The following is a 23,145-nucleotide window of genomic DNA, read 5'->3' as shown; positions in this document are numbered from 1 at the left end:
CTGTAGGTGGCTTTAGATGGACAAGACCATAGTAGTGAAAGAAGAGACGAAGGAAGAATTGACGGCGCTGAAGACGGACCGGTGGGAACCCTATGACCACGTAATACGGAGACTCATCGAAGCCGGGAAAGAAAAAAATGAACCCCAAACCGCGAAGCTCGGAGGTTCGACAGCATGATCCCACGGAAGGATATAGACATTGAGGTAGAATCAATATCCCAGGACCTTCCGAGACCGATGGTCTGTGAAAGGTGTGGATCCATCGATGATCTGCGGTCAATCTGCGGATTTTTAGTATGTGGATCCTGCCTGGAGGGTGACCTCTGATGCCGATAAAGCTGGAGAAGCAACTGGATATAGGGCTCTGGACAATCTCGAATGAATTCAAGCTCCTCTGTGTCCTTGACGACGATGACATGAGATCCCTTGGGAAGCAGTTCAAGGAGGCTGGATTCTGATGCCAATGGAGCATCAGCGGGTGAGATCCATCCTGGTGTATGATCTACACCAAATCTGTGAGAAATTGGAGATCGGCGGGCCCGGGAATAGCTTCGACTATGACCTTGAAAGACTCTTGAATTATGTCCGTGCACAGACCAAGGAGGAATGCAAGCATTATGACAGGGAGGAAATCAATTTAGTGGAAGACGGCAATACGCCTCCAGTGGTAAGGTGCAAGCAATGCGGTAAGATACTAAAGGAGCTGGGATTCTGATGCCCCAACACTCGATGGCTCGCTTTGTTTGTTCCTGTGGACGCGAATATACCCGTCATGGCTATAAGGAACATAGACGAAATAATCCAACACACCATGAGATAGATAGATATACCTTCCCCAGGACGCCCGACAGTTCTCGGGGAATGGTAAGGCAGGTGAGGTTCTGATGTGCGATACCTGTGATACTGATGGAGAGTTCCGAACATGCAGGTGCCCGGACTGCGACACGTGTGGCCAGAGAGTATGCCCATCCTGTTGCCATATCTCTACAAAGGACGGCATTTGGCCAGGCGAGGACGACGAAGACGACTGGGAGGGGGCAGGACCATGACAAAGAAATGCGAGGTCTGCAAGTCGCCAATAGACGTCCACCAGGGAGGATATGTCAACGTCTATACGGTCGCATTTGAAATGCACAGCTACCATACGATCTGCTACAGGAACATGATTCTGGAATCCTGGTCTAGGGAGAACAAGAACCTGGAAAGATGGGGGCAGCTGCAATGAGGCACTTCCAGTCTCGATGCTGGTCTGCTTTCGGAGTTCCCGGCGATAAACACTTCTGTAAGCGTCCCGCGAATCACCTCGGAGACCACGAGTGCCTGTGCGGCGAAACCTGGCCCAATGGGTCGAAGACAATCCTGACAGGAGGCATCCCGAAATGAACCCGGAAGAAATGAAGGATTACATCGGAAAGAAGGTCCGGATAGTCATTTTCGGAGGCCAGTTCACGTATCCGGGCGAAGTCCTGGACAACGGCCATGTCTGTGTAAAGACCCGAACGAGCCAGTTCGACGTCCCGCCAAACATGATCCAGGCATGCAGGGAGGTCCGCTGAAATGGAAGAACAGAAAAAAAAGGATCCCTTCGACGAATGGCTGGACTACGCCCTCCAGACGGTTCTTTCCATCAAGCTCAAGTTCCCGAAGGAGATGTCTGCGGTTCAATCCGTCATAATTGAGAAGGCCCTCAAGCCGTATCATTTCTGGCTCGAGGAAAAAGGTATAAAAGATCCAAAGAAGGATCCGCAGAAGATAACGCCGAACCAGAGGGCGTTCATTGAGAGGATCCTATCAAGGAAGGACAGCGAATCGAAAGAGATTGCGAGAGCAATCAATCTCACGGGAAAAGGCCTCGACGACCTCACGAAGGACGAGGCTTCCAGGATTTTGGAGGCAATAGCGAAATGACGCGCCGAAATGGTGAAGTTATCAAGTGTGTGACATGCGGAGAGGAGGGCAATTATTTTTTTTATCCTGAGGAACCACGCGGGAATGCCTTCTGTGAAAAGCATGCAAGGGAAGCGGGCTTCTGTCCAAGTTGTGGCAGTTTCGTCGCTGGGATAGAAATTGAGGATTTCACATATATCCCAAAATATGGGGTGTGCAGCAGTTGTTTTGAAGCAATGGAGGACGAGATCGCCTCTCCGGACGGCGAAGAATGGGAGGAATATGATAATGAATGAAATGGAAGAATTTCAGAAATGGATGATCGATAAGCAGAGATTCAGCCCCCACACGGTGAGCCAGACTCTGAGGAAGATAGAGTATTTCTCGGTCCACTCAGACGGGTCGATGAGCCTCGAAGCGGCACAGATGTTCATTCGAGCGATATGGCAGAGCAAGGGAAACAAGACCGCCAACGGCTACATCAAGATCCTGAACCGGTGGCTCCGATGGAAGGGAATCGAGGAGATGAAGTATTTCAAGGAATACGGATCCGAGTTCACGATCCAGTATTGCGGTCCCGAGGAGGTCCGTCGCCTGATGGCAACGGCGAAGAGGAAGGGCCCACGCGAATACTGCATGTTCTCCCTCCTGTTTGGCACTGGCATCCGGCTGGGCGAAGCGGTGGATCTGAAAATATCAGACATCGGTCCCAATACCATAACGGTAAAGGGAAAAGGCCAGAAGGTCAGGGAGATCTACCTTCCGATCCAGGCAAGGACGGCAATCCAGGAATACATCCCGCACAGGGTGGCACCATCGGGAAGGGAAGACCTGGGCTATCTGTTCACGACCAAGGCAGACAGGAGGATGTCATACGATTATTTCCGAAAGATATGCCAGGATGTCGCCTTTGCCGCAGGCGTGAAATTCCACCCTCACATGGCACGTCATACTTACGCAACCGACCTGCTGAAAAGAGGCGTATCAATCCTGTATGTCTCAAGGCTCCTTGGCCATGAGGACCTTGATTCCACGTCAATCTACCTGCATCCGTCCCAGGGAGATGCCATCGAGGCTGCGCGTATTGCCCTGGACTCCCAGAAAGCTCCGGGATTGAACGGTATGGACCGACGGGGAACGGACCACTCAAATGCCGATGGAACCAGTCGGGAGGATGAGGATGAAGATCCGCCCGGTGAATTGAAAGAGAAAGCCCTTCTGGTCTTGTTCAGTGAATTAATGCAACACCCCGTGAGCTCACGGGTAGGCATTAATGCAACACCCACGCCGGAGCCAGCAAATCACGGCCCCGACCACCTTTTTTTATCGCCTATTAATGCAACACCCCGTGAGGATAAATGCAACACCATTAATGCAACACCTGTGAGGAAACCACCATGAGGGCCTTCCGGGTAGGGAACACCCACATGGTGATCCTCGAGGGCCTGTCGAGAGGTCTTCCAATCAGGAAAATAGCGGCTTCTCTCGGCATCAATCCGTCGTCAGTGCTGAGGGATATCAGGCAGATGGAGAAAAGAGGCTTCGTTGCTCGCCTGGTCCGTTCTAATCAGGTTCTCTATACAGTTCTTCCATCAGGCCAGGAATTAATGCAACACCCCGTGAGGAATCCTCTCACGGGGGGGTCTATTAATGCAACACCCCGTGAGAAAATGTCGGACATGAAGATTCGCCTTCACCGCCTCCAGATCAAGTTCGACCTGGTGAACCCGGTCAGAGATCCAGCTATCATATCATTCAAGGACCATCCTTCGAAGATAGTCCCACTCGAGCACTGGTCGAAGAACATCATCCAGTTTGAGGATTTCACCGCAATCCTCTCCACAAAGTCACTCATAATAACAGGCGTTCAGAGATACCTCAAGGCCTCCGGCGATGTCGAATCCCAGGAAGCGGACATAATGTCGGAAATCATGCCATTCGCTGAACAGGTGGAATCAAAAATCCGAAGGATCCACAGTGACTTCAGATTAAAACGTCTGGATCGGGGGATACTTTCCGGCAGAATCATTTCCAGGGAATACGCCTATGAGCACCACCCGATAGCCGAAAAGGTGAAGCACATGAGGATCGATAACGAGAAGGGAAAGCCCAGGATAATCGTGGACCAGAGCAAAGGGTTCCCGGAGCTCGAGACAGTGGACAGGGAAACCTCGAGCGAGGACATGGAGCATATCAGGTCCAACACTCTAACGCTTGCGACCACGGATCTCAAGGAAGCCCTGGGAGCACTGACAACGCAGATCTCAATAACAACTGAGCTGGCAAAACAGGCCTCCATCACCCAGGACCAGATGAGCCAGGTCATAAGCGCGCTCGGCACGATTACATCAATCCTCGGGCCATCCGGAGGGATGAAATGAATTCTTCTCCATTGGTGGTGCGTCACAATGAATAACAACCGTAATGGCATATCAACTTGTAAGAATTGTGGGGATCCAGTGGGAAGGGTTCCCCGTGGATTATACGTGCTGAGGGATGATGCGACCTCAAACATCCGGATATATTCGGGCGGGCGCCAATGGTTACACCTCGTGACATACGAGGACGACAGGAAGGACATTGGGACAATACAGGTAGAAGAATTCCTGGAAGAGGTAGGGAAGATAAGGGAAGACCTTGATGATCTCATGAAAAAATCATCAGCGCAAGGAGAGGAAATCAGCGGGCTGGGAAGGCGGCTGGAACTTCTGGAACGGGAGTCCAGGTTAATGTCCGAAAGAATAATGGGTCCTGAGAGAGACTCGAGGATGTTCACACTGAGATGCTGGGGGAAGAACGGCAAATGCAGATGTCAGGTCCCAGAGCCGGTGCGCAATCCAAACACGAACGGAAGCGTGGAATGTTGATGTCCTATGCCCATGATTTGAGGATAAGGGAATTTCCAAAAGAGGAGACGGTGAGATAAATGGTAAAAACCTGGAAAGATAACGAACTCAAGTTCTCCAAGATCTTCGGAACAAAACGAAACCCATTCTCAGGATCCATGTCACATCAGACAAAAAGCGACACCCTTCACGAAGATTTCTACATAGAGATGAAAGACGGAAAACAGTCACTTCCAACCAAACTCTGGGTAAGCATATTGGAGAAGGCAAAGGAGGAAGGAAAGATTCCGATGTTAATCCAACATGGCAAAAGGGAAAAATTGATGGATGCCAGGATCACACTCAGGCTCTCGGATTTCATCGAACTGACTAAACTTAAGCAGCCAGAAGGAACAACTATTAACCCCCCACCCAAAACCACGTCTGAAATCAATTATAAAAATGCGATGAATAAAAAAGGAAAGGTGAAATCGTGAAGGACACGGGCACCCAGATGAATAAGCTCGACTATCCTATAGCACTTGCGGTCTTCTTAATGTTCTCCTACTACGATGTCATCATGTGGCAGTACACAATTTTCCCTTACGACATCTCGCTCCAGTGGAATAATTATCACATATTCACGTTCGGATTTCTGGTGCCATCAGTTGTCATCCTGATGGGCATAGCCGCAAGATCCTATGTGATACCTCTCTATTCATATACGCTGATATTCAATGGCGCTGGAGACCTGATGTACTACATCCTGCTCGGGCAATCCCCAGTGCAGTACATGATATGGACGAACCAGTCTGCATTCATCGTTTATGGAAAGATAGCGGCCACAATGGCATTTGTGATCGGAATCGATCTTATGATAAGATACAGGAGCCGCAAGGCAATCATCAAATCACAGGAGGCAGACGTAATGTCAGAGATTATTCCATTTGCCGAACAGGTAGAGGAAAGGATCAGGAGATTATACCCAACCTTCCGGCTGAAGCGTTTGGACCGAGGTGTTCTCTCAGGTGCCATCCTGGCCAGGGAGTTCGCTTTCGAGCATGATGCAATAGCAAAGATAGTTAAAAAAATGAGGATAGACAACGAGGAAGGAAAACCCCGGATAGTTGCAGATTCGAGCATGGGAGATCCTGAGCTTGAGTTCGTTGCTAGGAAGACCTCACCGCAGGATGCAGAGCAATACCGGAAGAATGTGTTCGCGCTCGCGACCACGGATCTCAAGGAAGCCCTGGGAGCGCTGACAACGCAGATCTCAATAACGACCGAGCTGGCAAAACAGGCCTCAATCACTCAGGACCAGATGAGCCAGGTTATAAGCGCGCTCGGCACAATTACATCAATCCTTGGGCCGTCCGGAGGGATGAAATGACCGACGACCTCCAGGATCTTCTAGTAGAAGCTCGAAAGATCTCCAGAACGATAACGGATCCAACCATCAGGGACATCATCCTCCAGGACCTTCGTTCAGCGTTGAGAATGGCAGCCATCGCCCAATCAGTCAAAAATCAACAGACAAAGGCATATCAAAATACCACGCCTCCCCCTTCCAGCGTTCCAAAGATTTCTAAATTGAAGCCAAATAAAAATAAGGAGGAGGTTGATGAAAATGAAAGTATCCATTGAAATAAGAAGGAAAGTTGAGGAAAAAAGAACAGCCATCAGAATGGAATCAGAGAGGATTCGCAGGGATTCAAAAGAGAAACACATATGTGCCAACTGTGACCAACCCCTTGCACCAGGTAGAAAGGTGTATTGTTCAGATAAATGTTCAAGGGAGTTTGCAATCAAATATGACTATAGCCAGAATTCGGATATTCTAAAGCAGTTCAGGAACAACCTGCAGTCACAGCATGAGATAGAACACCCGAAGAAAGAGAGGGAGCCATGGACCCATCCAATCGCAAAGAAGGAACACACGTGTTCTATCTGTGGTCTAATAATAACAAAAGGAGAGGAATACGAAAGATATGTGAGGCTTCCTGAGTACGATGAATGGTTCGACGATTATCCATACGAATCATTCTGTTACCATTCCTCATGCCAGAAATTCATAAGCAGGCTTTATGAGGTTGATGCCCTATGCGATGAAGGATTCGATGAGGATGACCTTTACGGTATATTCCAGGTATTTTCATGGGAATTTGGCATATCGAGGGATGAAATTAAAAAGAGGATCAGGAATAATCAGACTCCGACTATAGAACAGATTAAGGAAATAGGTAAAAAATATAGTTGGGATTTCGAAGTCCATAAACCGATAGGGAAGCCCTTGTTTGGGGGAGTTAGTGACGTGAGGCAAACGGCACAGGATAATTGTCCTATTCCTTCACGTTTAGGACAAAAAGGAGGGGGCAGGTAACAATGAGAATATATACCACTCAGAAAAAGAGGACAGTCAGAAAGAAAGAAAGTCCTAAAATGCCAGCAAATAAGACAACAAGAAACAGGACTTCGAACGACCCTCTGACAATAGAGGAAGCAAATTCAATCCTGAGGACAACCGACAACATCTCCGATTACACTCTCATCCTGACAGGACTCTACACCGGGATGCGGATCTCGGAGATTGCATCCATGGAGGAAATATCCATAAACGGGCCGGAGGGACGGATCCATGTCTGGGACGAGAAGAAGGACAGGTATCGGGACATCTATGTCCCAGACGAGGTACTCGCGTCCCTGAAAAGATACATAAACTCACTCGAAAAGAGAAAGGATCCAAAGCTGTTCCCATTCTCACACAAGACGATAGAACGGAAGATCCAGACATGGACTGCACGGGTATTAGGGAAGAAGAAGAGCTGGCATGCAATCCGGCATACATACATATCGCTCTCCAGAGAACTTGGAATCCCGATGGAGATAGTGATCCAGAACACGGGTGATAGCGCATCCACGATTCTCCGGTACTACAGCAAGCCGAGCCCAGAATTCATCAGGAACACTGTGAACGGGAAGAAAATCTACGAGGTGAGATGACTGAGCACACACCTGGCCGAGGTGGTCATGGAGGTCAACCTGCCCCACCCCGTAGACCGGATCATTCTCGCAGCCGTCATGAAAAAAAGGCAGACGTGGGGAAGGGCAATCGCATTCCAGATTGGCATCCCCTACAAGGCACTACGGTACCATGTGCGGGAATGCCTCACAATGCAGGTGGAGATAAAGAATCTCCCCAGAAACATAATATTGCTTAAAAGATGAATGTATTTATAAGCCACTGACTATAACTAAACCTGATTAAAACATACCATGAAGGTGATGAAATCTGAAATTATGGAGTAAAATTCTTTCGTTATTGATTGTGGGCCTATTCGTAGTTATGGCATTTGGGGTTATACATTCAGGTGGCACGTACGCTTCATCTATTCCATCCGCCTCGACATCCTTTACCTTCCCATACCAGTATGGAACCCCGACAGTGCCATCGAATGTCGGGGCGCAGGGAACACAAGGACCTACTGTACCTTTGAGTTCACTCGGCGCACCATCGAATGTTACGGCTCTTATGAATACTGCACCTTCATGGTGGAATTCTCCCCCCTCGAATATATCATTCACAGTAACTGTTTACAACGGCACCCTTTCATCTCATTCGGCAGGCGTTGGGATTTTAGTTGCTCTCTACAATACAACGACCGGAGCTACATATTCATCTAAAACAAATGCAACCGGTATTGCTTCATTCTCTGTCCCTCCTGGATGGTATGCAGTATCGGCAACAACGAGTTCTTCTTCCTATGAAAATTTTGTGCAGATGATCTACATAACAGGCGGGAGTAAAACGATCTACATGATTCCATCATCTTATGCTACAGTAACGATTAATAATGGAGGCACCGGAACCATCTGGGCAGCATACTCTTCTCTGAATGATCTCTCACAACCGCCGAAATCTTACCCACAGATGAACATTTCACTGTACAACACCACAAGTCCCAATAACGGAAAACTCCTTGGCTGGGGGAGCACACTATCAAATGGAAGTGTGGAATTCGAAGGGATCGACACTGCGTTATCTTATAACATTAGGCTGGAAGGATATGGAAATCCTATATCCGGTGTTCTCTATGGGATGGTGAATTCATCAGGAGGAGGGTTTACTCCTTCATCCAATACGTACTCCTACCAAGAGTATAATCCTATAAGATATTATACGACATCGACCGCGGATGTGTCAGGAACTCAGATTCCAGTTACAAACCCAACTTCATTTGGAAGTAATAACTGGGCGATAACGCAAAATACAACGGTTACAGGTGGTACCATCGTGATTGGCAGCAAGGTCTTTTTTGGAGCACCCAACCTTTCGCTTGTTTTCAATCATGTCAATATAACGATAAAATTTGGGGGCGGTTACCAGGGCTACAATGGAAATGTAACAATTCAAAATTCCAATGTGATGGGTTTTTCAGATAGGTGTGGCCTCGTACTAAACATCTTTTCGAAAGGGAGTTCTTCGCAAGTCAGCAGTATCACTCTGGTAAACGATACTATCGTCGGTGAGAAATACTCCACAAACGGAATAGTAAACGTCCAATGCACCAGAATGTATGAGATAAATCTCGGTGCATCATCGTCAAATAAAAATATCACTGTGAGCGGTTCATACTTAGAAGATGTTGATAGTAGTTCCGTATATAGATATTTGCAGTATTCATACGTTTCGTCATCGATGCTTGCCGCAACCTACGCGCTTCATGACACATTTTACAACTCAACAGAAACAATATCGAATATGAGTTACTCAGTTATACCTGATTACCCTATCACAACAGAAAGCTCTCGATCATGGGGCATAGGTCAGATGTACCAAGATTGGATAGATTTCAACTATACTATACCTCAGTTGATGACGCTGAACGTAGATTCAGTTTGCATTGATCCTGATGGTAATTGGTTTAATATAAGTTACTCAGAGATAGATATGGGTGGCATGTTGCATTTCGGTACGGCATCTTCTATCACGGCAACGTTTTCTCATGATATATTCTCCAATTTCGTCTTGGTGAATGCAGTCGGTTCTACCACAGCCCAGATGTTTAATGGAGTTTATCCAAGTTACGTTTATTACACCAACGATACATTTTCGTACACATATTATAACCAAAGCGCAATGGATTACATATCGCCGCATTACTACGTCGGTATCGGGGAGGACATCGAAGACATGAACGTCCCTTATCCGAAATTTGCACTTTCATATCTGTATGTTATGTATAACACATTCCAGGCCGTCCCTATCGGAAGCAGTCCGTTCGCGCCAGAGACAGATCCAGTCGCAGTCCTCCTCGGCGAAGGGAATATACAGTCGAATGTTTCACATAATCTTTTCATGAATGATTATTCCTACGATCAGGGGCCGAACTCAACGCTTATAGTGCCATACACATGGGATATTGTGGACTGGGCAGGGTGCAACTACATATATGACAACGTGTTCGAGAACCTGAACAATCAAATAATCCCGATTGGCTCAAACAATAACGAAAGTGGTGATCAGGGATACGGCAGCATCACAGGAGGGCATTCCATCAACCATATCGGAGGAAACCTGTTTTATTATGCGCCTTCACCGATAGAGACATATGTACCGCTTGGAAACATGACAGCAGAGGCAAGCAATTACATAGGACAGATTGCTTACCAGATGCCAACATTCTACAATGATACTGTTTCCCTGAGTAATCCGCAGTATATATTCAACACGAGTAAAATGGTGACAGCTCCAATCTGGAATCTCAAGACATGGACATATAATATCACTCCTGACGTCGAGATCCTTAACAATGTTCCCACAATCTCCTACTCAAATGGACTTGCAGGCGGCCCACAGCCCAACTTCATCTGGAAAGGCTACGATTACTCGGAATCAGTTGAGCCATCATACATACAGGTTGGCGTGAATAGCTCCAAGGCACCTCCGGTCGACCTGCAATTCACCGGGAATGCCGGCGAGCAGTACAGAATCCAGATAATAGACAACGGCTCACTGTTCGGATCATTCATTGAGGACGCAAGTTCCACTGGCGTGTTGAACGCAACGTACAACCCTGCAACTATGCCTCTTGATCCAGTATTCTCAGCAACGCCTTATGTGTCGCCTCCGCCACCGTATAACCCCGTGCAGCCTGCGCCGCCGATGAACTTTTTCCCGGTCTATGTCTTCTGGATCCTGATAGCTACCTCGGCCGCCGGTGTTTCCGCCGGTATATACCTCATGATCAGAAGGCCAAGATGAATGTATATATAACCCTCTGAATATATCCATTCACAGTTTCTGGGGAAATGAGTGCTGTCGAGCCCCAGAAACTTGGACGGCTTCTTTTCCCAGGAATTAGCAAAAAGGAGGGATAATCTCTTCAGGCATCGGCTCTCTGATGTTGCATTCCAGTGGCTCGGACAGGCGATCTCCCTGTTGGATTCCTGAGAGAAAATGAAAACGAACACAAGAATATGGACGGTTTTGATTGCTCTTATAGTGGTCTTCACGGCTGCATTTGGTATCCTCGTCATTGGCGGGGAAGCCGCGCAGGCAAAGAGCAATGGCGGTTTGAATGTGGTCAAGAACTTCAACGTCGGCAACGAGGTCTCGGAGGTATGGGGCCTGAACACGCAGTCGCACACCTGGAAGATGGCAACCATCACTGGCGCAGGCACAGATTCAATAACGGCGACATTTCCCGTTAACTTTACGGTGAATCGCATTGTCATAATGACCGACAACTCATCGCAGTCAGTATACAACCTGCTTACAAAGTCAGCCTATTACGAGTACACAGACCTCACAAGCGTTGACGGCAAGATAACGAACCTCTATCAGTATTTCGGTGAATATGTCAACGATTCCGGTACGACATCTGTGAGCGACAAGGGTGTAACCGGATACGCTCTCAACTTCACGCTTTACGGTCCGAGCACCGACCTTTTCGGGCATAACCCGGCAGTGAACCTTCTCCAGCTGTTCGCGTCCCCGTGGTCTGGAACTGCACAGTACCAGATGAATGTGAATTCCACAGTCAACAAGACAACAGAGTTCAGCTTCACCTTCACGCAATACTTCGAGGCATCGGTGTCATTCAACCTGGTGGATCTTGTCAGTTATTTCATGCTCGCGTTCCTGCTTCTCGCAACGGTGTTCCTGTGGTACTCAACACCTGAGCACTACGGCGATGAGGAGGACAGGGCTGCCCGAGAGCAGGCAAGGCACGAGCTTCCGATCGCGATCATTCTGGGCGCCATTGGGCTCTTTATATACGCTGTGGTCGGTGAGATGGGAAATGTCTCACCACTGTTCGGATATGGAGGAGCCACAATGGGCCTGCTGGTTGGCGGTCTCTTTGCCTTCGGGTACACCGCGGTCCCAACCAGGCAAAAGTACCACTACACGGGCTTCGTCTTCGTTATAGGCGAGGTTGCAGGAATATTCCTGAACATTGTGGTCCCGGATGGCTCAATATACGCGAACTATGCGGCATCCACGAATGTCCTTGGGTCGCTCCTGGGCTGGTATGTGGTCCTGTTCGGTCTGTTCCTGACCATCGTAGGTGTCATCAACACCAAGAGGTACAAGCTCCGCCCAAGGCAGCGCAAGGAGTGATGTGATTGGCAGATGAGGAGGAGGAAGTCTCCACCGGAATCGGGCTGACAACGGATGAGATATTCATTCTCATCGTCGCAGCCATCGGTTTCGCTGTCTTCCTTGCTCTTTACCTGGACCAGCAGGCCGTTGCAGGTATTGGCGTTGGCATAGTCTCAAGCTTTGCCGCACCGATAACCGCTGCATTCAACGGGATTGCGCAGGCTATCTCCGGTTTCTTCAACTGGCTCAGCCACGCTCTCTCAAACCTTTTCATGCTTCCGGCCGTAAAATTTTATTTTTTCTTAATGAGGTGGAAATATATTAGCACCCAAGCCAAAGGGCTCATCGCTGGCAGGTGAGCTCATACTTTATCTCATTGCCGCAGTGGTCATAACTGCCATCATTTATGCCGTTGTCTTTGATAGATCCGCGCTTGCTCCCGCAGGCGATGGTATCATCGGTTCCTTCACATCAATTTTCTCGTCCGTGACATCTGGCATTGCCAATCTCATAGATTCTTTCTTCCATGCCGTTGTCAGTGCCGTATCCGGCGCCCTTTCCTCCGCAGGCTCCTACCTGTACAATAACACGATAGGTAAGTTGTAATGCGTCCGCTCTCTTTCCTTATTGGCCTGTTTCTTCTCCTGTTCATTGGGTACGAGGTATTCAGCGGACACACTATCCAGGAACTGGACTTCCTGTCGGCTGCGGGCAGCTATGTTTCTGGCGGCTATCTGCACGTAAGCACGACATATACTATCCTTTTCGTATTTCTCACGCTCTTCGCTATAGCCTCTTTCCTTTACGGCCTTGGGTCAAGTGGTGCAGATTGAAAAAGAAGAAGGTCAAGCAGATGGAGGACAGAAGGCGCCGTGCATGGCTCCGTGACCTTTCAGTCCTGGAAAAGCATGTCATGGCCAGGTCTCATGTAGTTACAGTCTTCCTGCTGGTTTCTGTGATGATCCTCTCTGCGATTCCTGCCATAGCACTAGGGCATGCCGGAGACATGCAACCCGGCATTCCCGATTCAACCATCGCCTCTCATGCGCTTTCACCGTCCTCGGACCCGTCAGCCTCTGTGTCTGTGAGTGCATCCTATTACACCCTGACTGCTGAATCCAATACACCCTATACGTTCGATGTGCCAATCTGCGATAACTCAACGTTCTCATCCATAGCTGCCTTCTCATCGTCGCTGGCATGGACAAAACAATCATCGACGGTCGCGGTATGGACACAGGATTTCGCGTCGCCATCAATTGCGCCTTACTATTTCGGAATGTTCAAGGATCAGGCAGATGTTGAGCTGGACCAGGCAGCGTTTGTCATCGGGAATGCCGTCATATCCAGCTCTATAGTTACATACATTGGGACGGTGTATGCGAATTTAACGTCTCCAGATGGCTCGGTGTATTCCTGGTCGCATACATTTAATGACTGCGTGTCAACTACCGATGTTAAGGCGTATGCCTATATAGACCCGCAGTGGACGGTTTACGGAGGAGGCTTGAACGAACAGGTGGGCGGCTGGTCAGTCCTGTTCAGTGACGTTCTACCTTCCGGATATTCATGGTATACGATGCCATCAGGAATGACGTCGGATACGGGTTCGCAGACAAATTCAGTTTCAACTTCTGGAACCGGTTCAAACACCGCAATAAATGGCGTAATAGGCTTCCATTATTCAGCAGACACCTGCACCTTCAATATACCAAGCCAGGAGGCATCATATGATGTTGTCTTCAGCAACCCAAGCATATCTGGGATATATGCAACATACTGTGGATCATCAACGATGCTGACGACATCATCGCCAAGCACGCCAGGGCTTCTCTCTGGTACGGATGCAATAAGATTCGTTACAGGTGCCGTAACAGGAGACCCGAATCCCGGAGGGTCCGGTTCTGTTACATCATCGGCATCGGACGTGACCTATGTCATAACGCTCGAAAACCAGGAGCAGGCTACTTACAACAGTCTCAGCAGCTACTTTACAGACTCAATTGCGTATTCGCCTTCCAATCCATCTCCAAATGAATTTACTTACGCCGTGCCCTTTTCATTTTCGACGCCGTCAGGTGCGTATTATGGCAAATACGAGTCCGCCATCAATTCCCTCTCAACCGATTCTGCAACCTTTAACCCGACAGTCACTGTGAGCAGCCTGGAGCAGGTCGATTATTCATGCCCGCAGGCAGGCTTCCTGGTATCTCTCAATAATGGCTCGTATACCCAGCAGTCAACTCAAGAATACCATACGTATACCTATTCATCAGCCTATTCATCTGCACAAACAATAGACAATTACATCCAGACAATAAGTGTTGCAAACATACCACCAACCTATGTGAGTTCATATCTCCAGTTCATGGGAACTGGATCTGAGATGCGGCTGTATTTCAACATCTCACAGCCAGTCTTTGCTGGAGAAGGCGAATCCGTGACTATTGCGTGGGGTGATGGCACTGTCTCAAATTCAGTCGGGACTACGTATTCACAGATATTCACTCATTCATACTCTCATACGGGGACTTACACGATAACTGCGTCCTTCAATAACAATCCTTCAGTCTCGGAAGGCATCCTATCGAGCATGGATGGACCGACCCAGACTTTCTCGTGGACTGTCGCTATCTCCGTCGGAATATCTCCACCATACGGAACCGCGTTGACTTCAAACGAGGTAGTGACCATGCATTTCACTGCGGTGAACGACATCGTCGGATCGGTTACCGCCTATGATGCAGGAGCAGAGTTTCAGGATTCATCCTTCAATGCGGCCTCCGGAACTATGACGATGCATCCTCCAAGCGCAGGCCTGACAGGGTTCACCCTGACGCTCAATTTCGATGGCGCATTCTATTCTGTGTCGTACCAGTACAGCGCGCCCCTCTACCCGTCGCTCAATGCCACGTTTGCCGTTGAGATTGGAGCCAATTCATTCACACAGCAGTACCCAATCGCCATCAACAATACAGGGACAACGCCCACAGGTGATTTTACGTACGAATTGACAGAGAGCAGCTCCTATTGGTCCCCTTACCTGAATCCAGTCATGAGGAACGTCCTGTTCCGGTATGCGAATGGCTCCCTGATAAAATCGGAATTGCAGGCTCACAGCTCGTCATCGGCCACCTGGCTCCTTAGCCTGGATTCAATACCGGCTTCTGGATCTGCAACCATTCTGGAGATATTCTATCCGACGGCAGAGTCTGTCTTCGCGAACCAGTCACTGACGGAAAGCAGCTATTCCGGCATAACGCAATATATCTATCCGCATGAGAATTCCACGCTCGTCAATTCGTCCAACCTCTCGTTTGTGCACTACTCAGCGGTATCCATATATCCGCCAAGCAACATGAATCAGTCATTCACGTACTTCATACCGAATTATTTCGATTTCAGGTTTGTACAGATAAACTACAATGCCTCCTGGCTTTTCCAGTACGGGTCACCCTCTTATGTCGCCCAGGACTTCGCCTATGACTCCGAGGTCCTGTTCACGAACGTCTCATTGGTATCAGAATTCACCCTGAGCTTCGTGCAGCCCTCCTCCCTTTTGGGTTCCCCGATGGAGGTCTCGGTACAGCTGCAATCGGGCAACCAGACAATCAGCGCCGCCGACCTCTCCGAGTTCATCATCCAGGACCGATACACGCTGTTCGGTTCGAGCACCATTCACTATGTGAACGAGTCATCAGAATACTTCATGGTGCCGTTTGGCTCGACGGATCAATTCTACATACTTGATCCATGGGATGGTATTGTTGGCGTTTCATCCTCATTGCTCATGGACGGCTCGCAGTTTGCCTTTGACATCCCGCTGTCCCTGTCTCTTGTCACAGTCCAGTTCGTGAACACATCAGCCACAACCATCCAGCTCTCGCAGAACGGCATAGCCGTGGCATTCAATTCATACCTGGCATTCTACGTCGGGAACGATTCATCATACCAATGGTATGCCGATATATTCGATTCTTCTCTTGGCAGGAACGTCATATACTCAGGAACGTTCCGGGCTGATGCACCTGCGCAGACCCTTTACGTGAACGTTACAGCTCCGCTTGCTCAGGTCACATTCACCGTCCAGGCATACACTGCCTCTGGCGCAGGTCCCCTGGATACATATCCTCCCGACAACATAACTCTCGAGATAAACGGGGCTGACTACCAGGCCGACATCCCTCTCACGTTCCAGGTCGGCGAATCCCTAAACGTGCACGTACTGGATCCACTGGGTGATGTCCTGGCGCAGGAGAATCTTACCGTGGGGGGAACGATACAGTCCTTCACGATTCAGATCGGCACTCCCAGCTATGAGCTCTCGTTCAGGAATGATGAGCAGGCTGCTCCAGGCTCGCAGCAGGCCACCGAATACGTGAACATCTCCAGGGGATCCCGGTCATACACCTTCACTGACATGGTCGGGGATACGGCATCGCTTTATCTTGCCGCGGGGTCCTATCATCTCTACCTGCATGACAACGCAACCTTCAGTACAAATATCTCACTGGCACAGAACCAGAACTACGTCATCTTCGGGCAGCAGCTCCTTACGAGCCAGCAGTTCAACAACAGGATAAACCAGATCTACAATTCCACCGACCATTTCTCCATAGTCCCGAAGGATGCCCCCTCGCTGATACAGACCGGCTCCCCTGTGAGCCTTGACTTCGGCATGTACTGCTCAAATGGAACCGCCCTGACGATCCAGCAGCTCCGGGAATTTGTGTCAAATTCGACGGTGACCCTCGAGAGCGGGCAGACGAGCGTTCCTCTCTCGGTTACGGAGACAGACTATCTTGTCGTCAACTTCACCGCCCCGGTGTCGCCGGGATCCTATGTGCTTTTCATCGAGGGCTATCTTTCATCAGGAGGCTCGACGATATCCGCGCAATATTCGCTTCCCCTCACGTTCCAGGCCTCCGTCCAGGTCGGAATGCAGCTCACTCTATCGGTGCCGGCAGAGATAGAGGCCAGGACGCCGACGAATGGAAGCATAAGCGTGGATTATGGCAACGGAACGCCAATGGACGCGCGTTACACGCATTCCGTTCTCGGGAATCTCACGGTTCTCATCTATTCAAATGGAAATCTCATCGCTGTCTCGCATCCGTACTACGTAGCGCCTGGAATAATAGGCTTCAGCCTGAATATATCAAGGACCGGCAGCTCCTATACGATCTACAGCAACGTGTCGAGGACAATGGTGGCAGGGAGCTATGCGTATGCATCCTCGCATTCTGGATTCATCGTGGTCGCCTACAATCCTGCGTCAGGCCCTCCCAACAGCCTGGGTGAGCTCAGTGCGTATCTTTCCAATAACATAGATCTCCTGGCATCAGTTGTGACTGTCCTTGGTGTGGCGTACTATGCCTACCGGTACCTGCGCAGGCGCAGCATCACCCTGAAAAACGAAGAAAACACCGTGGGGCTTAACATCGAGAGCAGCGTGATAGAGAAAGTTCTGGCAGGCATCCCGCTTACGCCTCCGGAGCAGGCCATATACGAGAAGATCCCGAAGGACAGGCTGAACAGGATAGTCAACCTTGCAACATCAGGAAAGATAAGATCAATAAGGCAGAGAGCAAAGAAGGTGAAGAAAGACGGAATCTAAAAGTAAGATTGGAAAAAAGAAGACGATGATGGTAATGACGGCGATGCTTCTGGTTCTCACGGGGCTCCTTGTGCCTTCCGTGGCGAACGCACAGGGCCCTCCGCAGGCTGGACCTGCAACCGAGATAAATGCCCAGATAATAGGCCTCTCGAGTATCAACAACATCCCGCTCACGGCGCTCCCAAACCAGACATCATATATGTCGCCGCAGTTCGAGATAATAATGCGGTCTCCGGGAAATTCGACCTATACCATATCAGCTGACGGCTCCCAGATCTATTCCGGTTATTTCTCGTACATAAAAACGATAGTGGATCTGAACAGCACGTTGATAGGCCTCTATGTTCTTTCGTTCAATATATTCTCATCCGCTCTGGGCATTTCCGTGTCGTTCAACTATTCCCTGGACTTCATCACGGTCACGAACTACATCCATTATGTCAGCCAGCAGCTTCACATCATCGTGCTGGAATTCACGACAGGTGACCTAGAGTCATTTGGTTTCGCCATAGCGCTTCTGATGGGCATCATGATCCCCTCCTTCACTGTCCTTCTCTACAGGTACAAGAAAAGCAAGCGCTCTCCCCTTCAGCTCTATGCGGGCGATGATTTCAGGCACCGCGAAATGTACGGAGATGATAAGAAATGACGGAACCGCTTACTCCCAATGAACCGCTCCCGGACGATTCACAGTACGAAGTGGTCAAGCGAAACTTCCTCTTTCCATTCGGGAGGAGGGTTAGGCCAAGGAGGCGCATCCCCAGGATATCGAGAAAGCCTGGGCAGAACCTCAAGCAGTACTGGGCGGAGATACTGTTCGAGGACGGCGTTATCTACATCCTGCTGTTCATCGGCATTGTCACCGGCATACTCGCTGCTGTCTACCTCTATTTCCCGGAGTTCTTCGGGATTGTTATCCTTTCAACGTTCATATCATACGCCGCCTCTGCGTGGACGGTCGCGAAGATCTCGAAGGATCACGTCAGGACGCACATAGAGGTCAGGATGAAGGACAGGCCTATCCGCCTGAGGAACACGAAGGACGAGAACGGCGAGATTGTGGCAGATTTCATCAGCGAGGACGTGACAGGAATAGCCCTCTACCATTATTACGACTGGCAGGTGGGCAAAACGATCAACTTCGAGAATGTGACCGGATTGCACGGGGATTACGGCGACATCACGCTGGGCGCATCAAGCTCCCCCGACGGCTTCACCGCCATCGGACAGGCCAACTACCGGGAGAACATCACCACCGCAATGGATTACTTCCAGCGCGTGAATGCACTCACGAAGCAGCAGAAGAAGATAAGGAGCCTCGCGAAAAAGGGATCGATCAGCGAGGCGGACTATTCGAAGATAAAGGTCATGGAGAAATTTATCCTCCGGGATATCCAGGAGAGGGACAGCATACTCGCGAAAGCCGCACCGTCGCTGACGCCTCTCAGCAGCCTCACGAAGAAGGAAAAACAGTATGTCCTTGGCGTCAGGACGGCGAACGAAAGGGCCCTCAAGGAACTGGATGAATGGGAGAGCCAGCCTGGAAGCCTCCGCCTCCTCAGGTTGCAGCGTGTACTCGATAATGAGGTGCTCCTGCTCGCCAGGCTTGAGCACTACCAGGCCTATCAGGACCAGCACGACAGCAAGATCCGCCTGGAGCAGCACATACTTGAGCAAGACTTCAGGATGAACGGGCAGCCGGATATCGCTGCGCGTCTCCTCGATAAGAAACGCCTCTACAAAACCACCAGGACGATCTACGATCTCGACCTGGTGAGCAAGGCAGCCGGAGGTGACACAGACGAAACAGGAGAATAAGAAGGAGAAGGCACCGAATGCCAACATCCGGAGGATAAGGGAATTCATCGAAAGGACAGGGAGACTCGCCGGACTCTCCGAGGATCAGGTATCGATGCTTTTCCTCGCGCCCACTGAGGACATACCGGAGATCGGGCACCGGTGGATCGAGATGGAGGAAGACGCGGACCTCGCCCTTGATGTGACAGTGTCGCACTGGATCCGGGAGTACATAGCCACAAGGAAGCAGGAGCCTTCGGACGAGGAAATAATCAAGGCATACGAGAGGTTTGACAAGGCGCGCGTCCAGGCAATGCGCCACGACCTTCGCCAGGTCCTGTTTGACGTCATGGCGAACTTCAAGAACAATGTCTTTGTGTCTGCGCAGGACAGGGCTGAATTCTCGACACCGATACAGCACGAGCAGATCCCACTCCCGATTTCATTCCCGGATGATATCGAATACATAAGAATGATAAGCGCCAACAGGACAACCGAACGCATCATCATCCCCCGTCAATACACAATGGAGGAATCTGAATGAACGAAGAACCGGTGCCGGTGACCTTTGACCAGCAGGTGTACCAGGAGGCGATAGAAGTGCCTCCGGAAATCACGCCGGAAAGCCGGAAGAAATGGTACGCAGCGTTGAACCGCTTCCACATACATTTCTACCAGTCGGCGACGGAGGGCTACCGCAGGGAGTTCATGAAAATACGGAAAGCGATCAGCGAGATCCTGCCTCTGCTCCGTACGGACCCGAATGAGTTCGACATGCAGATGTTCGAGATAATGAACCGCTGGGCCGTCCAGTGCTCGATGCTCTACGGCGACCTTGGCTTGAAATTCAGGACTGAGGCAAAGAAGGGCCTCAGGCATGAGGAGCCGGAGCCAGAATGAAAAGAGAGAAGATGATCTACGAGACCATGATGGAGCATACGCCCGATGGGGGCACCGACTTCCTGGTGATAGGTCCAAAGGGGCAGGGAAAGACACTGCTGCTCCAGAAGATGGCGAGGGATGCCTTCCGGAGAGGAGACCTGACGGTATGGAAAGGAAAGTCCTCCGATACCTGGTCTGTGTTCCAGAAGTTCATGCCCGTGAACCTTATCGTCCAGGGGGCGAAGGTCACCATCGACCATGTCCAGATAGATAAGGAAGCAAAACCATTGCAGAACATTCTCGTGAGCAACTGCGAATCCCCGGAGGATGCGCTCGGCCTGTGCGATACCAGGTTCATGAACGTCATCATTACATGCGGCCTTTCCCCTGTCCAGCAGGCCGCATGGTGGACGCTTTTCTTCCATGCGCTCGAAGCCCGGAAGACCTCCGAATGGGTGACTGTGTTCATAGATGAGGCCGACGAGCTTTTTCCCGGGAGCCCGGAGGATGAATGGTATCATATCACGAACCAGTTCGCGAAAATCTTCGGGACTCTGCGGAAGAACAACGTGAGCACAAGATTCAGCGTCCACCAGTATACCAGCCTCTATTACAAGATAATCAACATGATTGTCTACTTCGGCTATGTGAGGGGAGGCAGGAAGATCCCCGGGAGGACCCCTGTGAGCCAGGGACTCCTGAACAACCTGGAACGCGGCTACCCGCTGCTCACGAACGGCGGTCTTTTCAACATCCTGGACACGCCGATAACCAGCAGGGATTACCTCCCTCAGTACATCGACAAGGTCCATGGTGTTTCGACGTTCGACATGTTCTCCCGCGAGGCGTACTGGTCCATACTGGACATCCAGCCAAAATGGATCGCGCAGTGCCCGAGCTGTGGTTACGTATGGACCTCAAAGACGAACAACCCTCCGCGGTGTCCCAGGTGCCACAAGTACGAGGGCATCATGTGCATCCCCGGGAGCTCCTGAACAGTGTGGTATAAAGATCCCCGTTGAGGAAAAACAGTTAGCGTTTAACTCGTTTAACTTCATTAACTTGATTAACTCAATTAACTCGTTTAACTATGAGTTAAACGAAGTTAATCGAAATCCAGATTCAAAAAATTCGATTAACTCTCTGCTAACCAAGGAAAATACTGATTCCCTGATAAGGGGAGTTAATCAGTTAAACGAGTTAATCGGAAGAATGAAGTCTACTGGACCTCCTAAGGAAGACAGGTATGATCCTCACCTGAAGGGTAGAAAGTAGTGGAACATTTGTACATACATGTGGAACTTTTTTCCATCCTACCTTATATACTAAAACAAATATCTGATTGACACGGGGCGGAGATCCCGGACCGTAAGCAAAGGGCGAAGCAGCTGCTTTTATTTGTCCTCAAACAGAACGGGGACGGGGAGGGGGGTGGCTTAATTGATCCATGGAGTCGATGTTTTACCCCCTGCGCAGCCCCAGTCCGCCGCGGCACCCCCAGAATGATTGTCCGTGATTATTTACCTGTCGAAGATGAAAAATTCAACCATCGATTTCTAAATTGGTCGTGAATAAAAATACCATCGATTCCGGTGAATGTTTATGTATTGGGTGCATAATATCTGTCCATGGCAGATTTCAGGTCCAGAAAGGGAGGAGAACACTACCCGGTAACACCGAGGAAGAATTCAATCCGTCATGACCCGTACTGGATCCAGGGATCCATCAGGCATCCAGGCCGGGTTACTGAGTACGTCCGCCGGGAATACGGAGACAGGGCATTCGAGAAGGGCGCGAATGGGCGGGAGAAAATCAAGATGGAATACCTCATCAAGGCAAGAGACCTTGCCAGGGAACATGGAAACCGGAGCCTCGAGGACGCAGTGAACATGGCAATAACCCTCCGGAAGGCGAACGAAGAACACCAGGGCAAATGAGGCTGCTGGCCCTTTTATACCCATCTTTCGGCGATATTGGACTCTAATCCATTTGCTCATTTTTCATCTGAAGCGAAAAGAATATCGAAATCGTGATTTTTCTAATAGCCATGGATAGACTGGATATTGAGTTCCTGAATGGATACATAAAGTCGACACTGAGAATGGCACGGATGATTCTTGCCGCGGAAACGCTGCGAGAGGCGAAGCGGATAGCGCGGACAATGGAAGAAAGGGCTCTCCAGAAACTCGACGAATCCATGAAGGGTCTTTAGGCATCATCCTATCGCGTGCTCCTTTTCAATTCTCTCGATCTTCTCTGCGACCGCCTGTCTTATAAATTCCTGAATTGAGATCCATGACTGGTCCCTTTTCAGGATGTCGTTTATTTTGGCCAGCATCCCCTCGGGGACGAGGACATTTATCTTTTCGCCTCTTACAGTCATCATCCATCTGTAGGCGCACACAAAACTTTAAGTATAGTCTTGCTGTATCTCTCTGTAGGTGGCTTTAGATGGACAAGACCATAGTAGTGAAAGAAGAGACGAAGGAAGAATTGACGGCGCTGAAGACGGACCGGTGGGAACCCTATGACCA

The 23,145-nt window shown here is 49.7% G+C and carries 29 protein-coding genes; 28 read left to right on the top strand and 1 reads right to left on the bottom strand.

All coding sequences use genetic code 11. The features are described 5' to 3' along the window. Nucleotides 1-16 precede the first annotated feature (16 nt). The 28 genes from KIS29_09925 to KIS29_09790 all read left to right on the top strand — a co-directional run bounded on the left by KIS29_09925 (nucleotide 17) and on the right by KIS29_09790 (nucleotide 22,823). A complete protein-coding gene (locus KIS29_09925) occupies nucleotides 17-178 on the top strand; it encodes a hypothetical protein (protein ID MBX8640638.1) in 162 nt (53 codons plus the stop codon). 345 nt (nucleotides 179-523) lie between these two features. Beyond that, a complete protein-coding gene (locus KIS29_09920) occupies nucleotides 524-715 on the top strand; it encodes a hypothetical protein (protein MBX8640637.1) in 192 nt (63 codons plus the stop codon). 330 nt (nucleotides 716-1,045) lie between these two features. Beyond that, on the top strand, nucleotides 1,046-1,225 hold the full coding sequence (locus tag KIS29_09915) for a hypothetical protein (protein ID MBX8640636.1): 180 nt from the start codon (nucleotides 1,046-1,048) through the stop codon (nucleotides 1,223-1,225). A gap of 154 nt (nucleotides 1,226-1,379) precedes the next feature. Continuing rightward, on the top strand, nucleotides 1,380-1,556 hold the full coding sequence (locus KIS29_09910; GenBank protein MBX8640635.1) for a hypothetical protein: 177 nt from the start codon (nucleotides 1,380-1,382) through the stop codon (nucleotides 1,554-1,556). A 1-nt stretch (nucleotide 1,557) separates the two neighbouring features. Then, a complete protein-coding gene (locus KIS29_09905) occupies nucleotides 1,558-1,908 on the top strand; it encodes a hypothetical protein (GenBank protein ID MBX8640634.1) in 351 nt (116 codons plus the stop codon). Then, entirely contained in the window at nucleotides 1,905-2,183 is a 279-nt protein-coding gene (locus tag KIS29_09900; protein MBX8640633.1) for a hypothetical protein, read from the top strand. Before KIS29_09905 ends, KIS29_09900 begins: the two co-directional genes overlap by 4 nt. Further along, complete coding sequence (locus KIS29_09895; GenBank protein MBX8640632.1) at nucleotides 2,176-3,288, top strand: site-specific integrase; 1,113 nt, start codon at nucleotides 2,176-2,178, stop codon at nucleotides 3,286-3,288. Before KIS29_09900 ends, KIS29_09895 begins: the two co-directional genes overlap by 8 nt. 26 nt (nucleotides 3,289-3,314) lie before the next feature. Continuing rightward, nucleotides 3,315-4,268: a hypothetical protein gene (locus KIS29_09890; protein MBX8640631.1), complete on the top strand. Its 954-nt coding sequence runs from the start codon at nucleotides 3,315-3,317 to the stop codon at nucleotides 4,266-4,268. Nucleotides 4,269-4,346: 78 nt separating this feature from the next. Next, on the top strand, nucleotides 4,347-4,754 hold the full coding sequence (locus tag KIS29_09885; protein MBX8640630.1) for a hypothetical protein: 408 nt from the start codon (nucleotides 4,347-4,349) through the stop codon (nucleotides 4,752-4,754). A 59-nt stretch (nucleotides 4,755-4,813) separates the two neighbouring features. After that, on the top strand, nucleotides 4,814-5,209 hold the full coding sequence (locus KIS29_09880; GenBank protein MBX8640629.1) for a hypothetical protein: 396 nt from the start codon (nucleotides 4,814-4,816) through the stop codon (nucleotides 5,207-5,209). Further along, complete coding sequence (locus KIS29_09875) at nucleotides 5,206-6,102, top strand: hypothetical protein (GenBank protein MBX8640628.1); 897 nt, start codon at nucleotides 5,206-5,208, stop codon at nucleotides 6,100-6,102. The genes KIS29_09880 and KIS29_09875 overlap by 4 nt, the downstream gene beginning before the upstream one ends. Continuing rightward, nucleotides 6,099-6,356, top strand: a complete 258-nt coding sequence (locus tag KIS29_09870) for a hypothetical protein (GenBank protein ID MBX8640627.1) — start codon at nucleotides 6,099-6,101, stop codon at nucleotides 6,354-6,356. Before KIS29_09875 ends, KIS29_09870 begins: the two co-directional genes overlap by 4 nt. Continuing rightward, entirely contained in the window at nucleotides 6,334-7,092 is a 759-nt protein-coding gene (locus tag KIS29_09865; GenBank protein ID MBX8640626.1) for a hypothetical protein, read from the top strand. Before KIS29_09870 ends, KIS29_09865 begins: the two co-directional genes overlap by 23 nt. 2 nt (nucleotides 7,093-7,094) lie before the next feature. Next, nucleotides 7,095-7,712, top strand: a complete 618-nt coding sequence (locus KIS29_09860; protein MBX8640625.1) for a site-specific integrase — start codon at nucleotides 7,095-7,097, stop codon at nucleotides 7,710-7,712. Nucleotides 7,713-7,739: 27 nt separating this feature from the next. Continuing rightward, entirely contained in the window at nucleotides 7,740-7,937 is a 198-nt protein-coding gene (locus tag KIS29_09855) for a hypothetical protein (GenBank protein MBX8640624.1), read from the top strand. A gap of 100 nt (nucleotides 7,938-8,037) precedes the next feature. After that, nucleotides 8,038-10,974, top strand: coding sequence for a hypothetical protein (locus KIS29_09850; protein ID MBX8640623.1), 2,937 nt, complete (start codon nucleotides 8,038-8,040; stop codon nucleotides 10,972-10,974). Between the two features lie 195 nt (nucleotides 10,975-11,169). Beyond that, on the top strand, nucleotides 11,170-12,333 hold the full coding sequence (locus KIS29_09845; protein ID MBX8640622.1) for a hypothetical protein: 1,164 nt from the start codon (nucleotides 11,170-11,172) through the stop codon (nucleotides 12,331-12,333). A gap of 5 nt (nucleotides 12,334-12,338) precedes the next feature. Next, complete coding sequence (locus KIS29_09840; GenBank protein MBX8640621.1) at nucleotides 12,339-12,674, top strand: hypothetical protein; 336 nt, start codon at nucleotides 12,339-12,341, stop codon at nucleotides 12,672-12,674. A 25-nt stretch (nucleotides 12,675-12,699) separates the two neighbouring features. Next, on the top strand, nucleotides 12,700-12,921 hold the full coding sequence (locus tag KIS29_09835) for a hypothetical protein (GenBank protein ID MBX8640620.1): 222 nt from the start codon (nucleotides 12,700-12,702) through the stop codon (nucleotides 12,919-12,921). Further along, a complete protein-coding gene (locus tag KIS29_09830) occupies nucleotides 12,921-13,148 on the top strand; it encodes a hypothetical protein (protein MBX8640619.1) in 228 nt (75 codons plus the stop codon). The genes KIS29_09835 and KIS29_09830 overlap by 1 nt, the downstream gene beginning before the upstream one ends. Next, on the top strand, nucleotides 13,145-17,932 hold the full coding sequence (locus KIS29_09825; protein MBX8640618.1) for a hypothetical protein: 4,788 nt from the start codon (nucleotides 13,145-13,147) through the stop codon (nucleotides 17,930-17,932). The genes KIS29_09830 and KIS29_09825 overlap by 4 nt, the downstream gene beginning before the upstream one ends. A gap of 25 nt (nucleotides 17,933-17,957) precedes the next feature. Beyond that, the gene (locus KIS29_09820) at nucleotides 17,958-18,581 is read left to right on the top strand and encodes a hypothetical protein (GenBank protein MBX8640617.1); all 624 of its coding nucleotides are present in this window, start codon (nucleotides 17,958-17,960) and stop codon (nucleotides 18,579-18,581) included. Further along, a complete protein-coding gene (locus tag KIS29_09815) occupies nucleotides 18,578-19,750 on the top strand; it encodes a hypothetical protein (GenBank protein MBX8640616.1) in 1,173 nt (390 codons plus the stop codon). Before KIS29_09820 ends, KIS29_09815 begins: the two co-directional genes overlap by 4 nt. After that, nucleotides 19,725-20,273, top strand: a complete 549-nt coding sequence (locus tag KIS29_09810; GenBank protein ID MBX8640615.1) for a hypothetical protein — start codon at nucleotides 19,725-19,727, stop codon at nucleotides 20,271-20,273. The genes KIS29_09815 and KIS29_09810 overlap by 26 nt, the downstream gene beginning before the upstream one ends. Continuing rightward, complete coding sequence (locus KIS29_09805; protein MBX8640614.1) at nucleotides 20,270-20,629, top strand: hypothetical protein; 360 nt, start codon at nucleotides 20,270-20,272, stop codon at nucleotides 20,627-20,629. The genes KIS29_09810 and KIS29_09805 overlap by 4 nt, the downstream gene beginning before the upstream one ends. Continuing rightward, nucleotides 20,626-21,606 (top strand): hypothetical protein, encoded by a 981-nt coding sequence (locus tag KIS29_09800; protein MBX8640613.1) that lies wholly within the window; start codon nucleotides 20,626-20,628, stop codon nucleotides 21,604-21,606. The genes KIS29_09805 and KIS29_09800 overlap by 4 nt, the downstream gene beginning before the upstream one ends. 696 nt (nucleotides 21,607-22,302) lie before the next feature. Beyond that, complete coding sequence (locus tag KIS29_09795; protein ID MBX8640612.1) at nucleotides 22,303-22,548, top strand: capsid protein VP2; 246 nt, start codon at nucleotides 22,303-22,305, stop codon at nucleotides 22,546-22,548. 110 nt (nucleotides 22,549-22,658) lie between these two features. Continuing rightward, nucleotides 22,659-22,823 (top strand): hypothetical protein, encoded by a 165-nt coding sequence (locus tag KIS29_09790; GenBank protein ID MBX8640611.1) that lies wholly within the window; start codon nucleotides 22,659-22,661, stop codon nucleotides 22,821-22,823. Between the two features lie 3 nt (nucleotides 22,824-22,826). Here KIS29_09790 and KIS29_09785 read toward each other — a convergent pair whose 3' ends face one another. Next, nucleotides 22,827-22,997 carry a hypothetical protein gene (locus KIS29_09785; protein MBX8640610.1) on the bottom strand — a complete coding sequence of 57 codons (171 nt, stop codon included), beginning with the start codon at nucleotides 22,995-22,997 and terminating at the stop codon, nucleotides 22,827-22,829. Nucleotides 22,998-23,145 lie beyond the last annotated feature (148 nt).

Source organism: Candidatus Sysuiplasma jiujiangense, assembly GCA_019721075.1.
GTDB lineage: Archaea > Thermoplasmatota > Thermoplasmata > Sysuiplasmatales > Sysuiplasmataceae > Sysuiplasma > Sysuiplasma jiujiangense.
The sequence above is the reverse complement of the archived record's forward strand: the minus strand, read 5'-3'. Positions and strand labels throughout refer to the sequence as shown.

Excerpts from the sequence above, each read along its gene's own strand:
- KIS29_09925 (MBX8640638.1), top strand. The coding sequence starts at position 17 with ATGGACAAGACCATAGTAGTGAAAGAAGAGACGAAGGAAGAATTGACG.
- KIS29_09915 (MBX8640636.1), top strand. The coding sequence starts at position 1,046 with ATGACAAAGAAATGCGAGGTCTGCAAGTCGCCAATAGACGTCCACCAG.
- KIS29_09910 (MBX8640635.1), top strand. The coding sequence starts at position 1,380 with ATGAACCCGGAAGAAATGAAGGATTACATCGGAAAGAAGGTCCGGATA.
- KIS29_09905 (MBX8640634.1), top strand. The coding sequence starts at position 1,558 with ATGGAAGAACAGAAAAAAAAGGATCCCTTCGACGAATGGCTGGACTAC.
- KIS29_09900 (MBX8640633.1), top strand. The coding sequence starts at position 1,905 with ATGACGCGCCGAAATGGTGAAGTTATCAAGTGTGTGACATGCGGAGAG.
- KIS29_09895 (MBX8640632.1), top strand. The coding sequence starts at position 2,176 with ATGAATGAAATGGAAGAATTTCAGAAATGGATGATCGATAAGCAGAGA.
- KIS29_09890 (MBX8640631.1), top strand. The coding sequence starts at position 3,315 with ATGGTGATCCTCGAGGGCCTGTCGAGAGGTCTTCCAATCAGGAAAATA.
- KIS29_09880 (MBX8640629.1), top strand. The coding sequence starts at position 4,814 with ATGGTAAAAACCTGGAAAGATAACGAACTCAAGTTCTCCAAGATCTTC.
- KIS29_09870 (MBX8640627.1), top strand. The coding sequence starts at position 6,099 with ATGACCGACGACCTCCAGGATCTTCTAGTAGAAGCTCGAAAGATCTCC.
- KIS29_09865 (MBX8640626.1), top strand. The coding sequence starts at position 6,334 with ATGAAAATGAAAGTATCCATTGAAATAAGAAGGAAAGTTGAGGAAAAA.
- KIS29_09860 (MBX8640625.1), top strand. The coding sequence starts at position 7,095 with ATGAGAATATATACCACTCAGAAAAAGAGGACAGTCAGAAAGAAAGAA.
- KIS29_09855 (MBX8640624.1), top strand. The coding sequence starts at position 7,740 with ATGGAGGTCAACCTGCCCCACCCCGTAGACCGGATCATTCTCGCAGCC.
- KIS29_09845 (MBX8640622.1), top strand. The coding sequence starts at position 11,170 with ATGAAAACGAACACAAGAATATGGACGGTTTTGATTGCTCTTATAGTG.
- KIS29_09830 (MBX8640619.1), top strand. The coding sequence starts at position 12,921 with ATGCGTCCGCTCTCTTTCCTTATTGGCCTGTTTCTTCTCCTGTTCATT.
- KIS29_09820 (MBX8640617.1), top strand. The coding sequence starts at position 17,958 with ATGATGGTAATGACGGCGATGCTTCTGGTTCTCACGGGGCTCCTTGTG.
- KIS29_09815 (MBX8640616.1), top strand. The coding sequence starts at position 18,578 with ATGACGGAACCGCTTACTCCCAATGAACCGCTCCCGGACGATTCACAG.
- KIS29_09805 (MBX8640614.1), top strand. The coding sequence starts at position 20,270 with ATGAACGAAGAACCGGTGCCGGTGACCTTTGACCAGCAGGTGTACCAG.
- KIS29_09800 (MBX8640613.1), top strand. The coding sequence starts at position 20,626 with ATGAAAAGAGAGAAGATGATCTACGAGACCATGATGGAGCATACGCCC.
- KIS29_09790 (MBX8640611.1), top strand. The coding sequence starts at position 22,659 with ATGGATAGACTGGATATTGAGTTCCTGAATGGATACATAAAGTCGACA.
- KIS29_09785 (MBX8640610.1), bottom strand. The coding sequence starts at position 22,997 with ATGATGACTGTAAGAGGCGAAAAGATAAATGTCCTCGTCCCCGAGGGG.